Origin of the sequence: Labrys sp. (in: a-proteobacteria) (genome assembly GCF_047605565.1) — a bacterium.
Taxonomy (GTDB): domain Bacteria; phylum Pseudomonadota; class Alphaproteobacteria; order Rhizobiales; family Labraceae; genus Labrys; species Labrys neptuniae.
In genome coordinates this window covers 61,987-81,169 of sequence record NZ_JASGFM010000021.1, presented here as the reverse complement: position 1 = coordinate 81,169, position 19,183 = coordinate 61,987, and the positions used below count along the sequence as shown (strand labels likewise).

Annotated in this window: 15 protein-coding genes and 1 pseudogene; 6 read left to right on the top strand and 10 right to left on the bottom strand. The window is 66.0% G+C overall.

Annotated features, from left to right (window positions below):
- Window positions 1-69: 69 nt before the first annotated feature.
- Window positions 70-1,407, top strand: a complete 1,338-nt coding sequence (locus tag QM672_RS19020; RefSeq protein ID WP_415084456.1) for a nucleotide sugar dehydrogenase — start codon at window positions 70-72, stop codon at window positions 1,405-1,407.
- A 111-nt stretch (window positions 1,408-1,518) separates the two neighbouring features.
- Here QM672_RS19020 and QM672_RS19015 read toward each other — a convergent pair whose 3' ends face one another.
- The 3 genes from QM672_RS19015 to fmdA form a co-directional block, all read right to left on the bottom strand.
- The gene (locus QM672_RS19015; RefSeq protein WP_149252734.1) at window positions 1,519-1,818 is read right to left on the bottom strand and encodes an FmdB family zinc ribbon protein; all 300 of its coding nucleotides are present in this window, start codon (window positions 1,816-1,818) and stop codon (window positions 1,519-1,521) included.
- 70 nt (window positions 1,819-1,888) lie between these two features.
- Window positions 1,889-2,401, bottom strand: coding sequence for an AmiS/UreI family transporter (locus QM672_RS19010; RefSeq protein ID WP_415084420.1), 513 nt, complete (start codon window positions 2,399-2,401; stop codon window positions 1,889-1,891).
- A gap of 86 nt (window positions 2,402-2,487) precedes the next feature.
- Window positions 2,488-3,714: a formamidase gene (fmdA, locus tag QM672_RS19005; RefSeq protein WP_367626202.1), complete on the bottom strand. Its 1,227-nt coding sequence runs from the start codon at window positions 3,712-3,714 to the stop codon at window positions 2,488-2,490.
- Between the two features lie 327 nt (window positions 3,715-4,041).
- Here fmdA and QM672_RS19000 point away from each other — a divergent pair, with 327 nt between their 5' ends.
- Window positions 4,042-4,794, top strand: coding sequence for a response regulator transcription factor (locus tag QM672_RS19000; protein WP_311934549.1), 753 nt, complete (start codon window positions 4,042-4,044; stop codon window positions 4,792-4,794).
- An 8-nt stretch (window positions 4,795-4,802) separates the two neighbouring features.
- Here QM672_RS19000 and QM672_RS18995 read toward each other — a convergent pair whose 3' ends face one another.
- Together QM672_RS18995 and QM672_RS18990 are read right to left on the bottom strand one after the other, a co-directional pair.
- Complete coding sequence (locus tag QM672_RS18995) at window positions 4,803-6,005, bottom strand: sensor histidine kinase (protein WP_311934548.1); 1,203 nt, start codon at window positions 6,003-6,005, stop codon at window positions 4,803-4,805.
- Complete coding sequence (locus QM672_RS18990; RefSeq protein ID WP_415084417.1) at window positions 6,002-8,638, bottom strand: ATP-binding protein; 2,637 nt, start codon at window positions 8,636-8,638, stop codon at window positions 6,002-6,004. The genes QM672_RS18995 and QM672_RS18990 overlap by 4 nt, the downstream gene beginning before the upstream one ends.
- A 441-nt stretch (window positions 8,639-9,079) precedes the next feature.
- Here QM672_RS18990 and QM672_RS18985 point away from each other — a divergent pair, with 441 nt between their 5' ends.
- The 4 genes from QM672_RS18985 (at window position 9,080) to QM672_RS18970 (ending at window position 12,153) form a co-directional block, all read left to right on the top strand.
- Window positions 9,080-9,649: a TetR/AcrR family transcriptional regulator gene (locus QM672_RS18985; RefSeq protein WP_311934546.1), complete on the top strand. Its 570-nt coding sequence runs from the start codon at window positions 9,080-9,082 to the stop codon at window positions 9,647-9,649.
- Between the two features lie 80 nt (window positions 9,650-9,729).
- Window positions 9,730-10,590, top strand: a complete 861-nt coding sequence (locus QM672_RS18980) for an oxidoreductase (RefSeq protein WP_415084415.1) — start codon at window positions 9,730-9,732, stop codon at window positions 10,588-10,590.
- A 4-nt stretch (window positions 10,591-10,594) separates the two neighbouring features.
- Entirely contained in the window at window positions 10,595-11,563 is a 969-nt protein-coding gene (locus QM672_RS18975) for an SDR family oxidoreductase (protein ID WP_415084413.1), read from the top strand.
- On the top strand, window positions 11,560-12,153 hold the full coding sequence (locus QM672_RS18970) for a class I SAM-dependent methyltransferase (RefSeq protein WP_415084411.1): 594 nt from the start codon (window positions 11,560-11,562) through the stop codon (window positions 12,151-12,153). The genes QM672_RS18975 and QM672_RS18970 overlap by 4 nt, the downstream gene beginning before the upstream one ends.
- Window positions 12,154-12,166: 13 nt before the next feature.
- Here the strand turns inward: QM672_RS18970 and QM672_RS18965 are convergent, their stop codons facing one another.
- From QM672_RS18965 to QM672_RS18945, 5 genes and pseudogenes are all read right to left on the bottom strand, one after another.
- Window positions 12,167-14,173, bottom strand: a complete 2,007-nt coding sequence (locus tag QM672_RS18965; protein ID WP_415084409.1) for a mechanosensitive ion channel domain-containing protein — start codon at window positions 14,171-14,173, stop codon at window positions 12,167-12,169.
- A complete protein-coding gene (locus QM672_RS18960) occupies window positions 14,170-15,336 on the bottom strand; it encodes a 2Fe-2S iron-sulfur cluster-binding protein (RefSeq protein WP_415084407.1) in 1,167 nt (388 codons plus the stop codon). The genes QM672_RS18965 and QM672_RS18960 overlap by 4 nt, the downstream gene beginning before the upstream one ends.
- A gap of 105 nt (window positions 15,337-15,441) precedes the next feature.
- A complete protein-coding gene (locus QM672_RS18955) occupies window positions 15,442-15,924 on the bottom strand; it encodes a class I SAM-dependent methyltransferase (RefSeq protein WP_415084405.1) in 483 nt (160 codons plus the stop codon).
- A 253-nt stretch (window positions 15,925-16,177) separates the two neighbouring features.
- A pseudogene (locus QM672_RS18950) lies at window positions 16,178-17,410 on the bottom strand (glycosyltransferase family 4 protein); the annotation flags it as partial.
- 143 nt (window positions 17,411-17,553) lie between these two features.
- On the bottom strand, window positions 17,554-18,828 hold the full coding sequence (locus QM672_RS18945) for a glycosyltransferase family protein (RefSeq protein WP_311934539.1): 1,275 nt from the start codon (window positions 18,826-18,828) through the stop codon (window positions 17,554-17,556).
- Window positions 18,829-19,183: the final 355 nt, after the last annotated feature.

Here is a 19,183-nt window from a genome sequence, read left to right as displayed (position 1 = left end):
TGGCACTCGAACCGTGCAGGCGTGCAACGTCCGCTTGCCTTCCGCCCCGCCCTGGCGGATATGCAGGACATGCAGTCCCCGCTCGCCTCCGCCCTCCTCGCCCGCATCCAAGCACGACAGGCCGTGATCGGCATCATTGGCCTCGGCTATGTCGGCCTGCCGCTCGCCATCGCCATTGCCGGCGCCGGTTTCAAAGTGCTGGGTTTCGACATCGATCTCAGGCGCGTGGCGGCCCTCAACCAGGGCGACGGGCTGATCAAGCACATCTCCAACGCACCGATCCGGGAGGCCATCGCCAAGGGGCTGTTCGAGGCTACCGCGGACTTCACCCGGCTCGACGAGCCCGACGCCATCCTGATCTGCGTGCCGACGCCGCTGACGCGCCAGCGCGAGCCCGACATGTCCTATGTCGCCAACTCGACCGCCTCGATCGCGGCCAGGCTGCGGCGCGGCCAGCTGGTCATCCTGGAATCCTCGACCTGGCCCGGCACCACCGAGCAATTGATGAAGCCGATGCTGGAAGCTGATGGCCTCGTCTGCGGCCAGGATTTCTTCCTCGCCTTCTCGCCCGAGCGCGAGGATCCGGGCAATCCCGTCTACGGCACCCAGAACATTCCCAAGGTGGTCGGCGGCGACGGTGCCGATGCACTCGCCTTGGCCAAGGCCCTCTACGACGCCTTCGTGAGCGCCACCGTGCCGGTCTCCTCGCCGGCGGCGGCGGAGGCGGTCAAGCTCACCGAGAACATCTTCCGCTCGGTGAACATCGCCCTCGTCAACGAATTGAAGGTGATCTACGACGCCATGGGGCTCGACGTCTGGGAGATCATCGAGGCCGCCAAGACCAAGCCTTTCGGCTACATGCCCTTCTATCCCGGCCCGGGGCTCGGCGGACACTGCATCCCGATCGACCCCTTCTATCTGACCTGGAAGGCGCGGGAATTCGACATCGCCACGCGCTTCATCGAGCTCGCCGGCCAGATCAACACCGCCATGCCGCGCCATGTCGTCGACCGCCTCGCGGAAGCCCTCGACAAGCGCTTCAAGCGCGGCCTCAACGGCGCCCGCGTCCTGCTGATCGGCATCGCCTACAAGAAGAATGTCGACGACGTCAGGGAGAGCGCCTCCTTCAAGCTGATCGAGATCCTGGAAGAGCGCGGGGCACAGACCGATTTCCACGATCCCCATGCCCAGGTAATCCCCAAGACACGCGAGCATGCCGCCCTTGCCGGCCGCCGCTCGGTGGCGCTGACGGCCGAGACGCTCGCCGGCTACGATGCCGTGCTGGTCGCCACCGACCATGACGGCATCGACTATGCCCTGGTCGCCAGCGCGGCACGGCTGGTGGTCGACACCCGCAACGCCTGCGCCAAGGCCGGCGCCGACATGGCGAAGGTGGTCAAGGCGTAGATCCTGGAGCGCGGACTTCTCAGCGACATGCTGGCATGTCGCGATGTCCGCTCTTGGAAACACCGCGTTTGCTGAAAGGAAGAGCGGACTGGAAGTCCGCGCTCCCGGAAATCAATGCCCGATCATCCATTTATGCCGGGTCGAAGGCCCCTTCTTGCCGACCTTGCAGATTCCGCAGCCGCAGCCGGCCAGATGGGCCTTCTTCACCACCTTCGGCTCGGTGCCGCTCTTTTCCGAGCGGGCAAGCGCCCGGCGCAGCGTGCCGTTCATCAGGCTGAGCTGCGGGGAAGCGACGTCGCGCTGGCTGAGCTCGCTGCAGCCCGGGCAGGCGCAGGCCTTGGTTGCGTCCGCCATCGACACCCATTCGTCAAAGGGGCCGCAATCGTCGCAGACATAATTGTAGAGCGGCATGGCTGTCTCCCAGGACAAGACGCTTTGGCATCAGAACAGAAAATGCCGCGGGGCGTACCCCGCGGCCGGTTCACAGCTTGCCTTCCAGCAGCAGCAAGCCCGGGATCCAGCCGGTGATGATGCCGGAGGCTACGGTGGCCAGCCCCGTCACCTTGAGGATCGGGCGCTTGAGCGCCAGCAGCAGGAAATACATGAACCAGAGCACGGCCCAGATCGCCCAGTTCAAGCCGAGCCAGGTATCGGTGAGGCTCTGGGCCGAGGTCAGGCCCTGGACGGCGATGGGCACGACGGTGACGGCCACGAACAGGCTGAACCAGCCCAGGCCCCGGCCGTCGACCGTCACCACCCGGTTATAGGCGACCCACAGATAGGTGGTGGTGAACAACAGCGTCAGGGCGGCGGCCTTGATCGAGGCGGCATCGGCCTTGGTGCCGAAGGCCGACGACAGGGCGACGCACAAAGTGACGAAGCCGGAGACGACATTGATGACGACGATCTCCTTGTCGTCGATCCTGCCCATGAGCCACAGACCGTTCAGGAACAGGACGGCACCCACGTAAAGCAGCGCAAATCCGAGCAGCATGATCGCGTTTCCTCTCCACGCAACGCGTCGACCGGAGATGGCATTCCGGCCGAGACGCTGGTTTCATGATATGTGCGAGGCGATGATCAGCTGGTCCTGGCGACGTCGGCGCCCGACACCTTCTTGGTCGGCCCCGAGGCGTTCGGATTGATGTCGAAGTCGAAGATGGCCGTGGGAATGGCCAGCGTCGCGCAGACATTGGGAATGTCGACGATCCCGGCGATGCGCCCTTCCACCGGCGCCGTGCCCAGGATCGAATAGGCCTGTTCGCCGGAATAGCCGAACTTCTTGAGATATTCGATGGCGTTGAGGCAGGCGCGCCGATAGGCGACATGGGCGTCGAGATAATATTGCTCGCCCGTATGCTCGTCGACCGAGATGCCTTCGAAGATGAGGTAGTCGTCGAAATGCGGGTCGATCGGGCTCGGCTTGAAGATCGGGTTGATGATGCCGTATTTGGCCATGCCGCCCTTGATGACGTCGACGCTGATGTCGATCCAGCCGGCCATCTCGATGGCGCCGCAGAATGTGATCTCGCCATCGCCCTGGGAGAAGTGGATGTCGCCCATCGAGAGCCCGCCGCCCTTCACATAGACGGGGAAGTAGACCTTGGAGCCGCGTGACAGGTTCTTGATGTCGCAATTGCCGCCATGTTCGCGCGGCGGCACCGTGCGCCAGGCCTCGGCGGCCGCCCTGCGGGCGGCATCGCCCGACATCTGGCCCATCAGCGCCGTATCGCCGAAGGGAAGCGCGGCGAGCGGCGGCACGCGCTCGGGATCGGTCGCAACCAGTTCGGCCTCACGCCGATTGGCCTCGGCAAGCAGCTTGTGGTCGGGCAGGCAGCCGATCAGGCCAGGATGGATCAGGCCGGGATAGCGCACGCCCGGCACATGGCGCGAGGTGGTGTAGATGCCCTTGAAATCCCAGATCGATTTGGTGGCGTTGGGATAGTGCTCGGTGAGGAAGCCGCCGCCATTCTCCTTGGCAAACAGGCCGTTGAAGCCCCATTCGGAATCCGGCAGGGCGCCGATGTCGAGGATATCGACGACCAGGAGATCGCCGGGCTCGGCGCCCTCGACCCCGAAGGGACCGGAGAGATAGTGCACGCGGGTGAGGTTGACGTCGCGCACGTCGTTGGCACTGTTGTTGTTGCCGATCTGGCCGCCGGTCCAGTCATAGCATTCGACGCGGAAGACATCGCCGGGCTTGAAGGTCTCGACCATCGGAATGTCGGGATGCCAGCGATTATGGGTCTTGATCGCCTGGTCCTCGGGCGCCTTTTTCAGATCGACGGAGAATACGGTCTTGGGCATCGGTTCCTCCTCCTGGGGCCGGCCTGCGGGGAACTCCGGGCCGAACCGTCACGATGTTCTGTGCCGGCGCCGCAAGGGGCAGCCTGGCCGTTCGTGCAAGGGGAGCCTAGGCGGGCCCTGTAACCGCCATGAATCGTCCGACCACGATTTGTGTAATTTTTTGTAACCAGGAAGGCGAAGATGCGCCGCGGATCGACGATCCCTTCGCCATACCACCCGGTTTTCCAGCGGAATCGGCACGAAAGCCCCGATCGCGGCCTTGTGCGCCAGTCGTCATGGCCTTGTGCCCGTCTCGACCACAGGCGGCATTGCGACTATCCTGCCGCCATGCCAGCCACCGACGCCAAGTCTCGCGATACCAAGCCTCGCATTCTCGTGGTCGATGACGATCATCGGCTGTGCCGCTTTCTGGAGAAATTCCTGGCGAGCGAAGGCTTTGCCACTGCCAGCGCCAATGAGGGCCGGGCCATGCGCCGCGCCATGGCGGACGAGAGCTTCGACTTGGTCATCCTCGACCTGACCTTCCCCGCCGGGGAAGATGGCCTCAGCCTGGCGCGTACCCTGCGCAGCCAATACGACCTGCCGGTGATCATGCTGTCCGGCAAGAACAGCACCATCGACAAGGTGGTCTGCCTGGAACTCGGCGCGGACGACTACATCACCAAGCCCTTCGAGCCGCGCGAATTGCTGGCCCGGGTCCGCACCGTACTGCGCCGCTTCGCCCGGCGCATCAACCTGTCTGAAACGATGGAAGGTGCTTCCCCGGCCATCCGCTTCGCCGGCTGGCAGCTCGATCCCACGCGCTACGAACTCTCCTCGCCCGAGGGCGAGCGCGTGCGCCTGACCAGCCAGGAGTTCCAGATCCTGTCGGCCCTGGTCGAGCGGCGCGGGCGCATCCTCTCGCGCGACCAGATCCTCGACATCGTCGCCAATCGCAGTTGGACGCCCTATGACCGCAGCATCGACGTGCTGATCGGCAAGATCCGCCGCAAGCTGCGCGACGATGTGCGCGACGCCCAATACATCAAGACCATCCGCGGCGTCGGCTACATGTTCGCGGCCGACGCGCGGGGCGAGTAGCCCCCTCATCAGGCTGCCGTCAGCCTTGCTCGGGGCAGATAGAGGTTGATCGTGGTGCCCTCGCCCGGCGTGCTGACGATGCCGAGGCGCCCGCCGGCCTGGCGCACGAAGGCGTCGACCATGGCGAGGCCGAGGCCGTTGCCCTCCCCGGAAGGCTTGGTGCTGAACAAGGGTTCGAGGGCCCGGCGCCGAACGGCAAGCGGCATGCCCTTGCCGGTATCGGTCACCGAGAGCAGCACATAGGCGCCCGGCAGCAGGCCCGACGCCACGCGGGCATCTTCGGCCGTCACCATCAGATTGCGGGCGGCAAAGACCAGGCGCCCGCCTTCGGGCATGGCGTCGCGCGCATTGAGGGCGAGATTGAGCAGGCTCGATTCGAGCTGGCCGGTCGGGATCTCGACCGGATGGAGATCCGGTGCGACGTCGAGGACAACAGCGACCTTGTCGCCGAGCGTGCGGACGAGGACGCGCATCAGGGGCGGCAGTTCCCTGCCGAGATCGACGATTACCGTCTCGTCCATGCGCCTCGCCCCGAAGCTAAGCAGGCGCGAGGCGAGCTCAGAGCCGGACCTGGTGGCATCGAGGGCGTCGACGACGAGTTCACATAGGTCCGGCTGGCCCTCGAGCCGCTCCTGTAGCCAGCGCAGGTTGGAATAGAGTACGGCCAGGATGTTGTTGAAGTCATGGGCGATGCCGCTGGCGAGCTGCCCCATCGCCTCCAGGCGCTGGGTCTGGCGGAGGCGCTCGGCGATCCGGCTCTTCTCCTCCACCAGGCGGATGCGCTCGAAGCAGCGATCGAGCAGGGCCAGCAATTCCTCGGTGTAGAAGGGCTTGGACAGGTAGTCATAGGCCCCTGCCTTGAGGGCCTCCACCGCCGTCTCGATCGACGCATAGGCCGTGACCATCACGCAGACGAGATCGGGATTGCGCTGGCGCAGGGCGCGGACGAGATCGACACCGTCGCTGAGGCCGAGGCGGACGTCGACCAGCGCCACGGCGATACGCTCACGGCCGAGCATGTCGAGGGCGGCCGCCGGGTCATGGGCGATCGGGGTGTGATAGCCTTCCAGGCTCAGCAGGCCGGCGAGGCTGGAGGCGAAATCGACGTCGTCGTCGACGATCAGCACGCAGCGCGTACCGGCCTCTTCGCCCGCGGTGACCTCGGATGCGCCGATGATGTCTGCCGGCAGCTCGCTGTCCTCGTCCTTCATGGCCGGACCGCCGGAACACAGGGCAGGACCAGCGATATCAGCGTGCCCTCGCCGGCTTCGCTCTCGACCCTGACTTCGCCGCCATGCTGTTCGAGGATGCGCTTGACCAGCGGCATGCCGAGCCCGACGCCGAAGGCCTTGGTGCTGAACAGGGGCTCGAAGATGCGGGCAGCCACCTCCGGGGACATGCCGCTGCCCTTGTCGGCAATGGCGAGCACCATCCGCTCCCCTTCCTGGCGCGTGGAAATGGTGATGGCGCCCTCGTCCTGTGCCCGGCCCTCGCAGGCCTGCACCGCATTGACGAGCACATTGGAAAAAGCCTGGCGCAGCCGCTCGGCATCCGCCGGCACGGCACAGCCGGCTTCGAGCCGGAGCGTGATCAGGGCGCGGGTCGCCGCGTCCTGCTCGCCGGCCTGCTGACGGACCCAGGCATCGATGGCGACGGGCGCGAGCACCAGAGGGCGCTTGCGCGAGAAATCGAGCAGGTCCTCGATGATGCGTACGCAGCGCCAGGCGTTGCGCTGCAGGCGCTGCAGCTCTCCCATCACCGGCTCGCCGGCGTCGCGCAGCGAACGCCTGAGCACATCCGCCGAGGTCACCAGCGTGCCGAGCGGGTTGCGCAATTCATGGCTGACCGTGGCCGTCATCTGGCCGATCGCGGCCAGGCGTTCATTGCTCGCCAGCTCCTGCTGGGCCTGGTGCAGGCGTTCCAGGGAGGCGACCAGGTCGCGCTCGGCAAGCTCGCGGCTTTCATGCGAGAGCACGATCCACCAGGCGCCGATGCCGAGCAGCGGCAGGAGGGCCAGGAAGACCCTGAGCAGCAGGGCGCCACTGTCGAGATGCGGCTCCTCGGCCCCGGGTTCGATCAGGCGGTAGGTGAGCAGGAACACCGCGGCGGTGACGATGGTGAGCGCAAATCCGACGCCCCCGACCTTGAGCAGCCGCTGGCCCATATGCGGGGCGATCTTGCCGATCAGCGTGCGCCCGAAATAGCGCGAGCGCTGATCCTCCAGCACGCCGCCGGGCGACTTGCAGACATCGTGGCAATGCGAATCGAGGCTGCAGCACAGCGAGCAGATCGGCCGGTCATAGAAGGTGCAATGCACCATGTCGGGGCGCTCATAGTCGAGGCCGCAGATTTCGCAGGTGATGATCGCCTGCCGGCGGGCGGTTCTTTCTTCCTGGGGGCGTGCGAGATAATAGCGCCCGCCGGTCGCCACACCGATCGCAACCGCGCTGACGAGCGCCGTAAAGAAGGCGATCGGCGCGGCATAGGCCTCCGCCAAGGCACCGAAACTGCCGACGAAACAGAGCACGGCGACGACGGAAGCGAGCGCCATCGAGCCGCAGCCGACCGGATTGAAATTGTGAAGATAGGCCCGCTTGAACTCGGTGAAGGGCGGGCTGATCTTGAGCGGCTTGAGAATGGCGAGATCGGCGAAGATCGAGCCGATCCAGGCCGAGGCGATGATGGAATAGACGGCCAGCACCAGCGCCAGGGTCTGGAAGATGCCGAGCAGCATCAAGAGCAACGAGATCAGGATGTTGAAGATCAGCCAGACCACCCGGCCCGGATGGTAGTGGGTGACGCGCGAGAAGAAGTTCGACCAGGCGAGCGAACCGGCATAGGCGTTGGTGACGTTGATCTTGACCTGCGAGATCAGCACGAACACCACGGCGGCGGCCAGCACCACGGCCGTATCGGCGCTCACATACTCATAGGCCTTGATATACATATGCACCGGCTCGAGCGCCGTCGCCTGCGGCAGGCCCGAACTGACCACCAGCACCGCCAGGAAGCTGCCGCACAGGATCTTGAACCCGCCGACCACGATCCAGCCCGGCCCCGCCGCGATCACCGCCGTCCACCAGCGCCAGCGGTTTTCCTCGGTCTTGTCCGGCAGGAAGCGCAGGAAGTCGACCTGCTCGCCGATCTGGATCGACAGGGCGCCGAGCACGCCGATCGCCGAACCGAAGGCGAGGAGGTTGAACTCCCCGCCCCCCGTCGCACTGCCGGCGAAGGCGACCCATTCGCCGAGCGTGCCGGGATGGTCGATGGCGATATAGACGAAGGGGAGCAGATGCAGGCCGATCCAGACCGGCTGGGTCAGCATCTGCAGCTTGGAGATCATGGTGACGCCCATGAAGGTGATCGGGATGATCACCAGCGAGGAGATGATGTAGCCGAGCACCAGCGGCACATTGGCGAAGAGCTTGAGCGCCTGCGCCATGATCGCCCCTTCCAGGGCGAAGAAGATGAAGGTGAAGGTGGCATAGATCAGCGAGGTGATGGTCGAGCCGATATAGCCGAAGCCGGCCCCGCGGGTGAGCAGGTCCATGTCGATGTTGTAGCGGCTCGAATAATAGGCGATCGGCGTCGAGGTCACGAACACGAACAGGCAGGTGACCAGGATGGCCGGGAAGGCATTGGCGAAACCATAGCTCAGCGTGATGGTGCCGCCGATCGCCTCCAGTGCCAGGAAGGAGATGCCGCCAAGCGCCGTATTGGCGATGACAAAGGGGGACCAGCGCCGGAAGGATCTGGCTGCATAGCGCAGCGAATAATCTTCCAGGGTCTCGTTGGCGATCCAGGAATGGTAGGACCGCAAGGCGGGCAGGCGCGGAATGTCCACTAGCCACCCCGCCCGCAAAGGCGCATGCGCCTCAGGCCGACCGTATCAGACATGCCTCTCCCCTCCCGGCCCGGGCACCGCTTTCATGCGGCGGTGAGCTCGATACGGTCCGCGATCCCGGTGTTACCGGATTGAAGCGGCCGAATCTCCTTCGCTCCGACAGTATCATCCCTCGGCGTCGGTATTGTGATCCGCCCCCGCCGATACCGCAAGGCGGCGCCCGCCATTTCCGGAAGCGCGGATGAAGGCGTTCATAGGCGCTGACTTGAGGGGTTGGGCAAGATGAGGCGGTTGGAGATGAAACTCGACATATGAGCCCCCTCGCCTCAAGTTAACGCCTACGGATGACGTCCGCCCTGCTGGAAACCCAATCTTGGATCTTGACGAAACGTCTCGCGCCTTCTATAAATGAGTATGTACTCACTCAAATGAAGTCGAACCGTGGCACGCCCCCTCAGCGAAGCGAAGCGCCAGGCGATCCTGGCATCCGCCACCCGGTTGGTGGCGGCCATGGGGATCGGCGCGCCGACGGCGAAGATCGCCCAAGGTGCGGAGATCGCCGAGGGCACGCTGTTCAAATATTTCGCCAACAAGGACGAGCTGCTCAACCAGCTCTACCTGACCCTCAAGACCGAGCTCGGCGGAGCCATCATGCAAGGCTTCGTTTCGAATGCCAGCATCAGGGAGCGTGCCTGGCACATCTGGAGCCATTGGATCGACTGGGGCGCGAAATATCCGGTGAAGCGCAAGGCCATGCGCCAACTCGGCGTATCCGAGCGCATCACCCCGGCCAGCAGGCAGGCCGGCAGTGCGGCCTTTCGCGACGTCAGTGCCGCTTTCGAACAGGCCCATGCGCTTGGCCCGCTCAAGGACCAGCCCATGGCGTTCCTGAGTGCCTCCTTCGAGGCGCTCGCGGAGACCACGCTGGAATTCACGGCGCGTGATCCGGAAAGGCGCGAAGCCTACAAGCAGGCCGGCTTCCAGATCTTCTGGGGCGGCCTGGGCAGCTAGGACGCCCTTAGTCGCCGAACTCTTTTACACGTTAAATGAGTGAGTGCACACTCTTTATTCACCGAAACGGGAAGTGAACCATGTCTAAGATCTGGCTGATCACGGGTGCCGGCCGCGGGCTGGGGCGTTCGATCCTCGAAGCGGCGCTGGCCGCCGGCAACAAGGTGGTGGCGACGGCGCGCGATCCGGAGCGCCTTGCCGACCTCAAACAGCTTTATGGCGACAGGCTGCTCAATCCGGCGCTCGACGTCACCAATCCGGCCATGGCCCGCCGCGCCGTCGACGTTGCCGTCGCGGCCTATGGCCACCTCGACGTCCTCGTCAACAATGCCGGCTTCGGCCATCTGACACCCTTCGAACAGACCGAGGAGGAGGATTTCCGCTCCCAAATCGAGACCAATTTCTTCGGTGTGGTCAATTTGATACGGGCGGCCCTGCCGGTGATGCGCAGCCAGCGATCCGGCCACATCATCAACATCTCCTCCGTCGGCGGACGCGTCGCCACCCCCGGTCTCAGCGCCTATCAGGCGGCCAAATGGGCGGTGGGCGGTTTCACCGAGGTGCTGGCCCAGGAGGTCGCACCCTTCGGCGTCAAGGTCATCGCCCTGGAACCCGGCGGCATGCGCACGGATTGGGGCTACACGGCCCGCGACGCTGCCAGCGACATCCTGCCCGACTACGAGCCCAGCGTCGGTGCGGTCCTCAAGCGCATGAAGGCTTATGTCGGCAACGAGGTCGGCGATCCCGAGAAAATCGCTCGGCTCGTCGTCGATATCTCCACTCGAGAAACATTGCCGGCTCACCTGCTTCTCGGCAGTGACGCGCTCCACGTCTACCGCCAGGCGGAGGCGGCCCGGCAGAAGGCCGCTGCCGACTGGGCCGAGGTCAGCGCCTCCACCGATTTCGACGGCGCCGAACTTCCGGCACTGCTGAGGGCCTGACACCATGAGCGCAACCAGCGCGACCTGGACTATCCGTGACATGCCGCCCCAGAAGGGGCGGCGCGTCCTGATCACCGGCGCGACCGGCGGCCTCGGCTACGAGACCGCCCTGGCCTTGGCGCAGGCGGGCGCCGATGTGCTGCTGACCGGGCGCAATCCGGCCAAGGGGCAGCAGGCGCTCGCGCGCATCCGCGCTTATTGTCCCGCTGCCACCATCCGCTATGCCGATCTCGACCTGGCGGATCTCGGCGCCGTCACGGCCTTTGCCGATTGCCTGGGCAACGAACAGGAGGGGCTGGATCTCCTCGTCAACAATGCCGGGGTGATGACACCACCCGTCCGGCACGAGACCCGGGACGGCTTCGAATTGCAGTTCGGCACCAACTATCTCGGCCATTTTGCCCTCACCGGCCGATTGCTGCCCCTGCTGCGCCGGGGCAAGGCCCCACGTATCGTCAATCTCAGCAGCGGGGCCCACCGGCTGCTGGCCGATATCCATTTCGACGACCTGCAATGGCGCACCAGCTACAAGCCCTGGCGGGCCTATGCCCAGTCCAAGCTCGCCATGATCCTCTTCGCCTTCGAACTGCAGCGGCGCAGCAACGCCTTCGGCTGGGGCCTGCTCAGCAATGCCGCCCATCCCGGCTATGCCGTCACGGATCTGCAGACCAGCGGTCCGCGCCTCGGCCGCAGCCGCCCTCACCCAATGGCCTGGCTGACCCGGCTGATGCAGCCTTTGATGTCCCAATCCGCCGCCAAGGGGGCACTACCGACCTTGTTCGCGGCGACAGCACCCGAGGCCAGGCCGTCAGGCTATTACGGCCCGCAAGACATGTTCGAACTCAAGGGGCCGGTCGGGGATGCCAGGGTCGGCGACAAGGCCCGGGATCCAGCCCTCGCAGCCCGACTCTGGACCATCTCCGAGAAACTGACAGGTGTGATATGGCCGAACCATCAGCCGAGCTTCGTTTGACCGATCCCGGCACGTCCTGTGCCGATTTTTCCCGCTTCTTCCGAGCCTGGGTGAGCAACCCGCTGCGCGTGGCCGCAGTGGCGCCCTCCAGCGACGCGCTTGCCCGGGTGATGACCCGCGAGATTTCCCCGGCGCTCGGCCCCGTGCTGGAACTCGGGCCCGGCACCGGCGTGTTCACCCGCGCTCTGCTGGCACGCGGGGTCGCCGAAAGCGACCTCACTTTGATCGAGTTCGGTGCCGATTTCGCCCGCATGCTGGAGCGCCGCTTCCCGCGCGCCCGAGTCCTGTCGATGGACGCCGCCCATCTCGCCCGGCATGCGCTCTATCAGGGCAGTCCCGTCGGCGCCGTGGTCAGCGGCCTGCCCCTGCTGTCGATGCCGCCCGACAAGGTGGCGGATATCGTGGCCGGCGCCTTCCATTATCTGCGCCCGGACGGCGCCTTCTACCAGTTCACCTACGGCCCGCGCTGTCCCGTTCCGCGTGCCGTCCTCTCCGATCTCGGCCTTGAAGCCAAGCGCATCGGCGGTGTGCTCTGGAACCTGCCGCCGGCCGCCGTCTATCGGGTCACCCGAAGCGACGGGAAAGCCTGAGGACCGGCAAACCTCAGGCGACAGCCGGCTGACTGCCCGGGCTCACTTGTGAGCCCGGGATCACCACGGTCTGCATCCCGTCGGCGAAGCGGATGCCGGCGGCCTGCAGGGCGGCCTCGATGCGCTTATAGGCTTCGGCCCTGACGTCGAACTGCTTGCCCGGTGCGGTCTGGAACTTGCAGCGGAAGATCTTGATGCCGGGATCGATGCGATAGAGCTTGGCTTTCAACGGCTCGCGGATCATCGGGCCGATATCGGGATCGGCCTGCATGCCCTCGCCCACCTTCTTGATGATCTTGCGGACCTGTTCGGAATCCACGCTCACCGGCAGCGGCAGGTTGAACTTCTCGATCACCCAGTCGCGCGAATTGTTGCGCACGGTGCCGAGCGATCCATAGGGCACGAAATGCAGGGGTCCGTTGTGGTGGCGCAGCGCCACGGTGCGCAGGGTGATGCGCTCGACCGTACCCTTGGTGCTCGAACCGCTCTCGATATATTCGCCGATGCGGAAGACGTCCTCGACCAAGTAGAAGATGCCGGCGATGATGTCGCGCACCAGGGCCTGGGCACCGAAGCCGACGGCGAGCCCGAGCACGCCCGCGCCGGCCAGCAGCGGCGTGATCTCGATGCCGAGGGTCCAGAGGGCGGAGAGCACCAGCAGTACCAACAGCACGATGGCGCTGGTCATGCGTAGCAGCGGCAGCAGGGTGCGCAGGCGCGCATTGGGCCCGGGCTCAGCATGGGGATCGAAGGGCCCGATGCTGCGCAGGCGCCGGTCGATCAGTTCGCGGATGGCGACCCAGCCGACATTGATGACGAGCGCCAGGCCGGCGACACCGAGCAGGTGCAGGACGAAACGCATCAGCGGGCTGTCGCCTCCCGCCATGTTGCGCATCGGCGCGTCGAGGGCGATGAGGGCGGCGGCGATGCCGGTGAGCACCACGCCATAGCGCGACAGCGACAATACGATGTTGGGAATGAGGCCGGCGCCGATGGTGCTGCCGTCGGGCGTGACCTCCTCGGGCCAGAAGAAGAACACCCAGCGCCTGAGCCGCGTCTGCACCGTCGCGACGATGGCCAGGATCGCCAGCAGCGTCGCGAGCGTCGAGCCGGCCGCCAGCCAGACGCCGTAAATGCCAAGGATCAGCGCGGCGGCGAGGAAGCCATAGGGAAAGCGAGGCAGCAGCCGGCCGCTGGCGCTGGCCGTGGCGCGGCCCCGTCTCAGACCGATCAGGACACCGGCCAGCACGATCAGTGTGATGAGCGTGGCCGAGATCACCCGCACCGCCGAAGCCGCATGCGGGGCGCCGGCGACATATTCCAGGAGTTCGGGCAGGAGGTGGCTGAGGGCGAGCAGGAAGACCATGCCGACAAGGGCGGCCACGAAGCGCTGGGCATGGGCGGGATCGATGTCGCCGAGCCGCAATTGCGGATGGCCGGGTGCGGCGATGATATCAGCCATGAGCCAGGCCAGGCGCACGAACACGATGAGCAGGATCGAGGCGATCACGAAGCCGTCGAAGCCGGACGGCCAGTCGAAATAGGCGGCGGCGCCGACAATGGCCACCACGAACAACACGAGGCCGAAGGCGCGCAGGCCGAGGCGCCGCATGGCGAGGCTGAATGCCGCGCGGCGGCTCGTGACGGCGGTAGCCTCCAACGCGATCACCGCCGGCGTGGCATAGGTCCAATAGAGCCATTCTGCCCCCGCCCCGACGATGAGCAGGATGAGGCCATAGGTCAGCGTGACGATGCCGTTGCCCGTCGGCATTGCGGTGGAGACGTCCGAGGCAAGGCGGGCGAACTCACCGGGCGCCAGGGTGAGACTGTCGGCAATGCCGGCGAGGCGATGCTTGGCGGCCTGCAGCAGGCTGGCCACGAAGGCCGAAAGCTGCCCCTGCTGGACCGCTTGGTCCTGGATCAGTGCGGCGGCGGCAAGCGTTTCCGCCTGCGCCCGCTGTAGGACCAAGCCGGCGGCCGAAGCGCCTGCCAGGATGGAAAGGACGCTGCGTGTGCTCATGGCGCGGCCTGCGACGGGATGGGCTGTGGTATCACCCCGCCGGCCGAAGCTGCCGTCCAGCCTGCAGGGTCACGCGCCGCGGTGACGTCGGCATAGGCCGGACGCAGGCGGCTGATCGAAACGCTCTCGCCCAACAATCGGGCCTGGCAGGCGAGGCGCTGGCCGGCACCGGCGTGAATGCGCGCGAGCGTCGCCCGTTCGTCGACACCGATCGGCGACAGGTTGGCCGCGCCTTCGTCGACGGCGACCACACAGGTCCCGCACCGGCCCCGGCCGCCGCAGACATGGGCATGGGGAACGCCGCTGGCCAGGCTGACCTCCAGCAGGGAAAGGCCGGGCCGTCCCTGGCCGAGGAGATCACCGTCATAATGCACGCTGACCACTCGCTGCCGGTTCCCCAGCACACGGCTCAGCATCACGCCGCAAGCCAGCAGCACCAGACCGGCATAAGCCAGCAGGGTAGCGTCGCGGATGGCGCCGATCTCGGCCTGCGCCGCGCTGAAACGCCCCATGCTCGCGGCGATCGCCGCCTGCCATTCGGGCTCGGCGGCGAGCCTGGCCATGGCCTCCTTGCCGCCCTGCACGAAACCGAGCAGGGCGGCGACCGGCAGGATGAAGAACAGCGGCGTCAGGATCAGGCCGAGGCGCCGCCAGGCCGGCTTAAGCACCAGCCAGGTATAGAGCCCCACCGCGCCATGCACCCAGACCACCACCACGGCAAGCACCTGCAAGAGGGCATTGGCCGGAGCGAAGTGCCAATAGGCCGCCAGCACCAGGCCGAAATCGGGCTTGAAGTCGGCATCGATCAGGCTGAACACCTGTGCGAACAGGATGTGGTTGATCAAGAGGGGCGTCGCGAGCAGGCCCAGCCCGATCTGCACCCAGTCCGTGCGCGACAAGGCCAGGCTCCGCCGCCTGGCAATCGCCATGAGGCCGAGGACGCCATGCACCAGGGCCGCGGCCGACAGCAGCGCCAGGCCCGGCATGGTGCGCCAGGGCAGTTGCAGAAACGGCTTGGCCTGTTCCATGGCCTCGATGGAAATCAGGCCGAGCGCCGCGTTGACGAGGTGCATCGTCACGAAGACGAGCAGGACCAGCCCGGCGATCAGCCGCAACCGACGCTGCAGCGAGCGCATGTGCTGGGAAAAGGGAAGCGCCGACAAGGGACCCGCCTGCCGCTTGAGTTCATTGCCGCCATCATCCTACGAAATCCGTAAGATTCAATGATCCCTATCGAAGACCGGGACGCTCCTGTCCCCCAGCCATTTTCAGGTGGTGCAGCGATAGAGAAAATAGCGCCCGGACGGCACGCCGGCCGGCAGGTCGAGGTGCTGGAGCGTGGCATGCCGCAAGGGAAGGCCGCTGGCGACGATGCCGCCGGGCTGCAGCAGATCGGCCGCCAACGGTGGCAACCAGCGCATCGTCTCGGCGTCGACCTCGGCGTAGTTGGTCTCGATGTCGGCATGCACCAGTGCGGCGCCGATGCCGGTGAAACGGGCGGCAGTTTCGAGGATTTCGCCGAGCACCAGGTCTTCCTCAGGCGGCACCGAACTCTTATGGGCGCCCAGGACCCTGTCGAAGGCGACGATGCGCCGGCCGGGCAGTCTTTCCCGCAGATGGTCAAAGGTCCGCCCATTGCCGAGCCCGAGTTCGAGCACCGGACCGGGCAGGCCGGCGATGAGGCCGCAGACATGATCGAGCACGTCGCGCTGGGCGCAGACCCGGCGGATGAAGCTGTCGAGCCGGCTCACGAAAATTCATCCGCAGTTACGACGATGCGTAAATCCGGCGCGACGCTCGGGCCCCCTTCGCCCCGCTTGCGGGGAGAAGGTAAGGATGAGGGGCAGCACAACCGTTCAAAATGATAGCGTGTCACAGCCCCTCACCTCTATCCTCTCCCCGCAAGCGGGGCGAGGGGACTCCTGCGTCGAGTTGCACTGGCCCCCGATCATCTCGCCCAACCCTCGCCCCTGCGGCCATGGGGAGCGATCCGGCCAGCACGCCATCGAACTTGCCGGCCAGCACGGCAATACCCGCTTCGAAGGAAAAAGCTTCGCGCACGCGCCGATAGGCCCCCTCGCCCAGGCACTGGCGCAAGGCCGGATCCGTGGCGAGGGTCCACAGCCCCCCGGCGAGGGCCTGCGGATCGTTCGGCGGCACCAGCAGCCCTTCCTCGCCTTCGCGCACGAATTCCGGCACGCCGGCAAAACGCGTGGAAAGGATGGGCAGGGCCTGCGTCGACGCTTCCATGATCACGTTGGGCAGCCCGTCGCGGTCGCCGCTTTCGCCTTCCTTGCAAGGCAGCACGAACAGATCGGCGGCGCGCAGGGCCTCGATCACCTCGCCTTGCGCCAGCGCCCCTCGCCAGATGATGCGATCGGCCAGGCCCAGTCGCTCGGCCTGGGCCTGCAGCGCCTTGCGCAATTCGCCGCCGCCGATATGGGTGAGGCGCCAATGCAGGCTCGGAGGCAGCTGCGCCAATGCCGTGAGCAGGTCGTCGAAGCCTTTCTTGGCGACGGCGCGTCCCACGGTGACGAATTCGACCGGCGCTTCGGCGCTGCTGCCGTCGCGCCACGGCCGTTCGGCCGGCGGCACAGGAAAACGGCCGAGATCGAGGCCGTGATAGACGAGGCTGACCCGATCTGGATCATCCGCCGGCGCGAGGCGCTGCAAGGCCTCGACCCCGCCGCGCGTGCAGGTGACCCCCCATTGGCTGTCGGCGATCTTTTCGCGCTTCTCCCAATCGGTGGTGGTCCAGATGTCCTTGGCGTGCGCGGAGAAAGAGAAGGTCCGCCCGGTCAGCAGGGCGGCATAGCGCGCCACCGAGGCCGGCGTGTGCAGGAAATGCACATGGAGATGACGGATGGCCGGATCGAGCTCACGCGCCATCACCAGGGCCTGGCCGAGGCGGCGGCCGCGGCTGGCGCTGAAATCGCGACGAAGATCGCGCAGGAACAATCCCATCAGCTTGAACAGCCCAGGGCGCTTGAGGGCACTGAGCGCCCCTGCCAGCACCCGCAGCGGCGCCTGATGCAGATATTCGGGCAGATAGACCGGCCGAGCCTTGATCTGCCGGTTCAGCATGTGCACCGCCCCGTCCGTCGGCTGGCGCAGCGACCAGATCTCGAAGGCAAAGCCTGCCTGCTCCAGCGCCAGGATCTCCTGGGCGATGAAGGTCTCGGACAGGCGGGGATAGCCCTTGACGACGATGGCAATGGGAGAGCGGCTGGAAGACATCAAGATCCGGTCGGAGAGAAACGTGTTGGTCATCGCTCGCGTCGACAGGAACCTCCGGGTGCACGGGCATCCTGCCCGTTCTTCCCATCCTGCCAATGCAGCGTATCCAGGAACGGGCAGGATGCCCGTGCACCCGGAAAGGGTCAGGTTCCGGCCACGCGGCCGAGCGGGACGGCGTTCAGCCTGGCCTCGAACCAGGGCGTCGCCAATTGCTCGATACGGTCGAGGCCCTCGAGCAGGTGCGGCAGGAAGGCCTTGGACGGCAAGGACTGGCTGGGCAGGTTGCGGATGGCCTGCGCCATCTCCAGCGGATCGCGGCGAGCGCCCGGATTGAGGTTGTTGCCATCGAGCATCGAGACCAGCCCGAGGCGGGTCGCATGCTCGGCCCGAATCGTCTGCTCGCGGCGGGGCGTGGTACGCGGCACGATCAGCGCCCGTTTGTCGAGCGAGAGAATCTCGCAGAAGGTGTTGTAGCCGCCCATCGAGACGATGCCCTGGGCCTTGACCATCAGATGCTCGATCTTGGCGTCGAAGGTGATGGCGTCGACATTGGGCAGGCGGGCGATGCGCTCCATGAAGGGGCCACGGCGATCTCGGGCGACGAAAGGCCCGAATACCAGCAGTGCGGGAGTCGGGATGCCGGGATCTCGCTCATAGGCGGAGAGCACCCAGTCGACCAGCTCATGCCCGTCGCCGCCACCGCCGGTGGTGACCAGCACGAAGGGTCCCTTGGTCAGCTTGGGATAGCGGATCAATTGCGGTTGGGGCGGCAATTCGCGGCGCAGGAAGCCGGTATAGACGATGCGCCGGCGGACATGGTCGGGCAGGTCGAGTCCGGCCAGCGGCTCGTAGATCTCGCGCAGGCCATAGACCCAGATGTCGTCATAATAGCGCACGAGGGCGTCGACGGCGCCCTTGCGCTCCCACTCCGGCGCCAGCACCGAGGGTTCGTCCATCACGTCGCGCACGCCGAGCACGATGCGGGCGCCGGCCCGGTGCAGTTCCTCGAGCGCCGGCAGCAGTTCGCCACGAAAGCCCGTCGGCTCCTTGTCGACGATCACCAGGTCCGGCTTCAACGCGCGGGCCGTCTGCAGGATGATGCCCTCGCGCATCGCCACCGCCTCGTCGAGCGACAGGTTGAGGCTGAGGGTGGTGTAGTTGCCGTCGGCATGTTTGACCACGCCGGGCACGCGCACATAATCGACCCCGTCGCCGAACTCGAAGCTGCCGATCACCGGCGAACCGGAGATGATGACGATCGAGGCGTCCGGGTGGCGTTCGACCAGGCGATTGGCGATGGCGCGCGAGCGCCGGAGATGGCCGAGGCCGAACGTATCGTGGCTGTAGATCATCACGCGCGGGCCGCCGGAGCCGCGTTGCGCGCGGCGGGACGGTCCCGGCCCGGGCTGATGCAACATGACGACTAGCCCCCCGAGCTTTTGCTGGATGCTTTACGCATTAAGACCTGATTCTCGCCTGATCGGTTTGCCGGATCTCGACACAAATGAAGCGGGGCGGCGCAGCGCCGATACCCGCTGTGGTTTCATCATAAACATACCGCGTCGCAGCGACAACGGGCAGATAGCTGCTTTCCCAGCCTGCCCGGAGGGGAGGCGATGCCCGAGCACCCCTGCCGTATCGCCGCGCCGATACGGACGCAACCCACAATTTAGTCACGGATTCATAACAAGCTTTTGTCAGTTCCAAGCAGTCGCTGCGTTGACGGACGGCTTGCAAGCTCTTAACTCCACGACACTGGAAACAGGTGTCACC

Bases quoted from the DNA above. Each gene is read 5' to 3' on its own strand.
- QM672_RS18995 (WP_311934548.1), bottom strand. From the start codon at position 6,005: ATGAAGGACGAGGACAGCGAGCTGCCGGCAGACATCATCGGCGCATCC.
- QM672_RS19020 (WP_415084456.1), top strand. From the start codon at position 70: ATGCAGTCCCCGCTCGCCTCCGCCCTCCTCGCCCGCATCCAAGCACGA.
- QM672_RS18975 (WP_415084413.1), top strand. From the start codon at position 10,595: ATGAGCGCAACCAGCGCGACCTGGACTATCCGTGACATGCCGCCCCAG.
- QM672_RS19015 (WP_149252734.1), bottom strand. From the start codon at position 1,818: ATGCCGCTCTACAATTATGTCTGCGACGATTGCGGCCCCTTTGACGAA.
- QM672_RS18965 (WP_415084409.1), bottom strand. From the start codon at position 14,173: ATGAGCACACGCAGCGTCCTTTCCATCCTGGCAGGCGCTTCGGCCGCC.
- QM672_RS18945 (WP_311934539.1), bottom strand. From the start codon at position 18,828: ATGTTGCATCAGCCCGGGCCGGGACCGTCCCGCCGCGCGCAACGCGGC.
- QM672_RS19000 (WP_311934549.1), top strand. From the start codon at position 4,042: ATGCCAGCCACCGACGCCAAGTCTCGCGATACCAAGCCTCGCATTCTC.
- QM672_RS19010 (WP_415084420.1), bottom strand. From the start codon at position 2,401: ATGCTGCTCGGATTTGCGCTGCTTTACGTGGGTGCCGTCCTGTTCCTG.
- QM672_RS18980 (WP_415084415.1), top strand. From the start codon at position 9,730: ATGTCTAAGATCTGGCTGATCACGGGTGCCGGCCGCGGGCTGGGGCGT.
- fmdA (WP_367626202.1), bottom strand. From the start codon at position 3,714: ATGCCCAAGACCGTATTCTCCGTCGATCTGAAAAAGGCGCCCGAGGAC.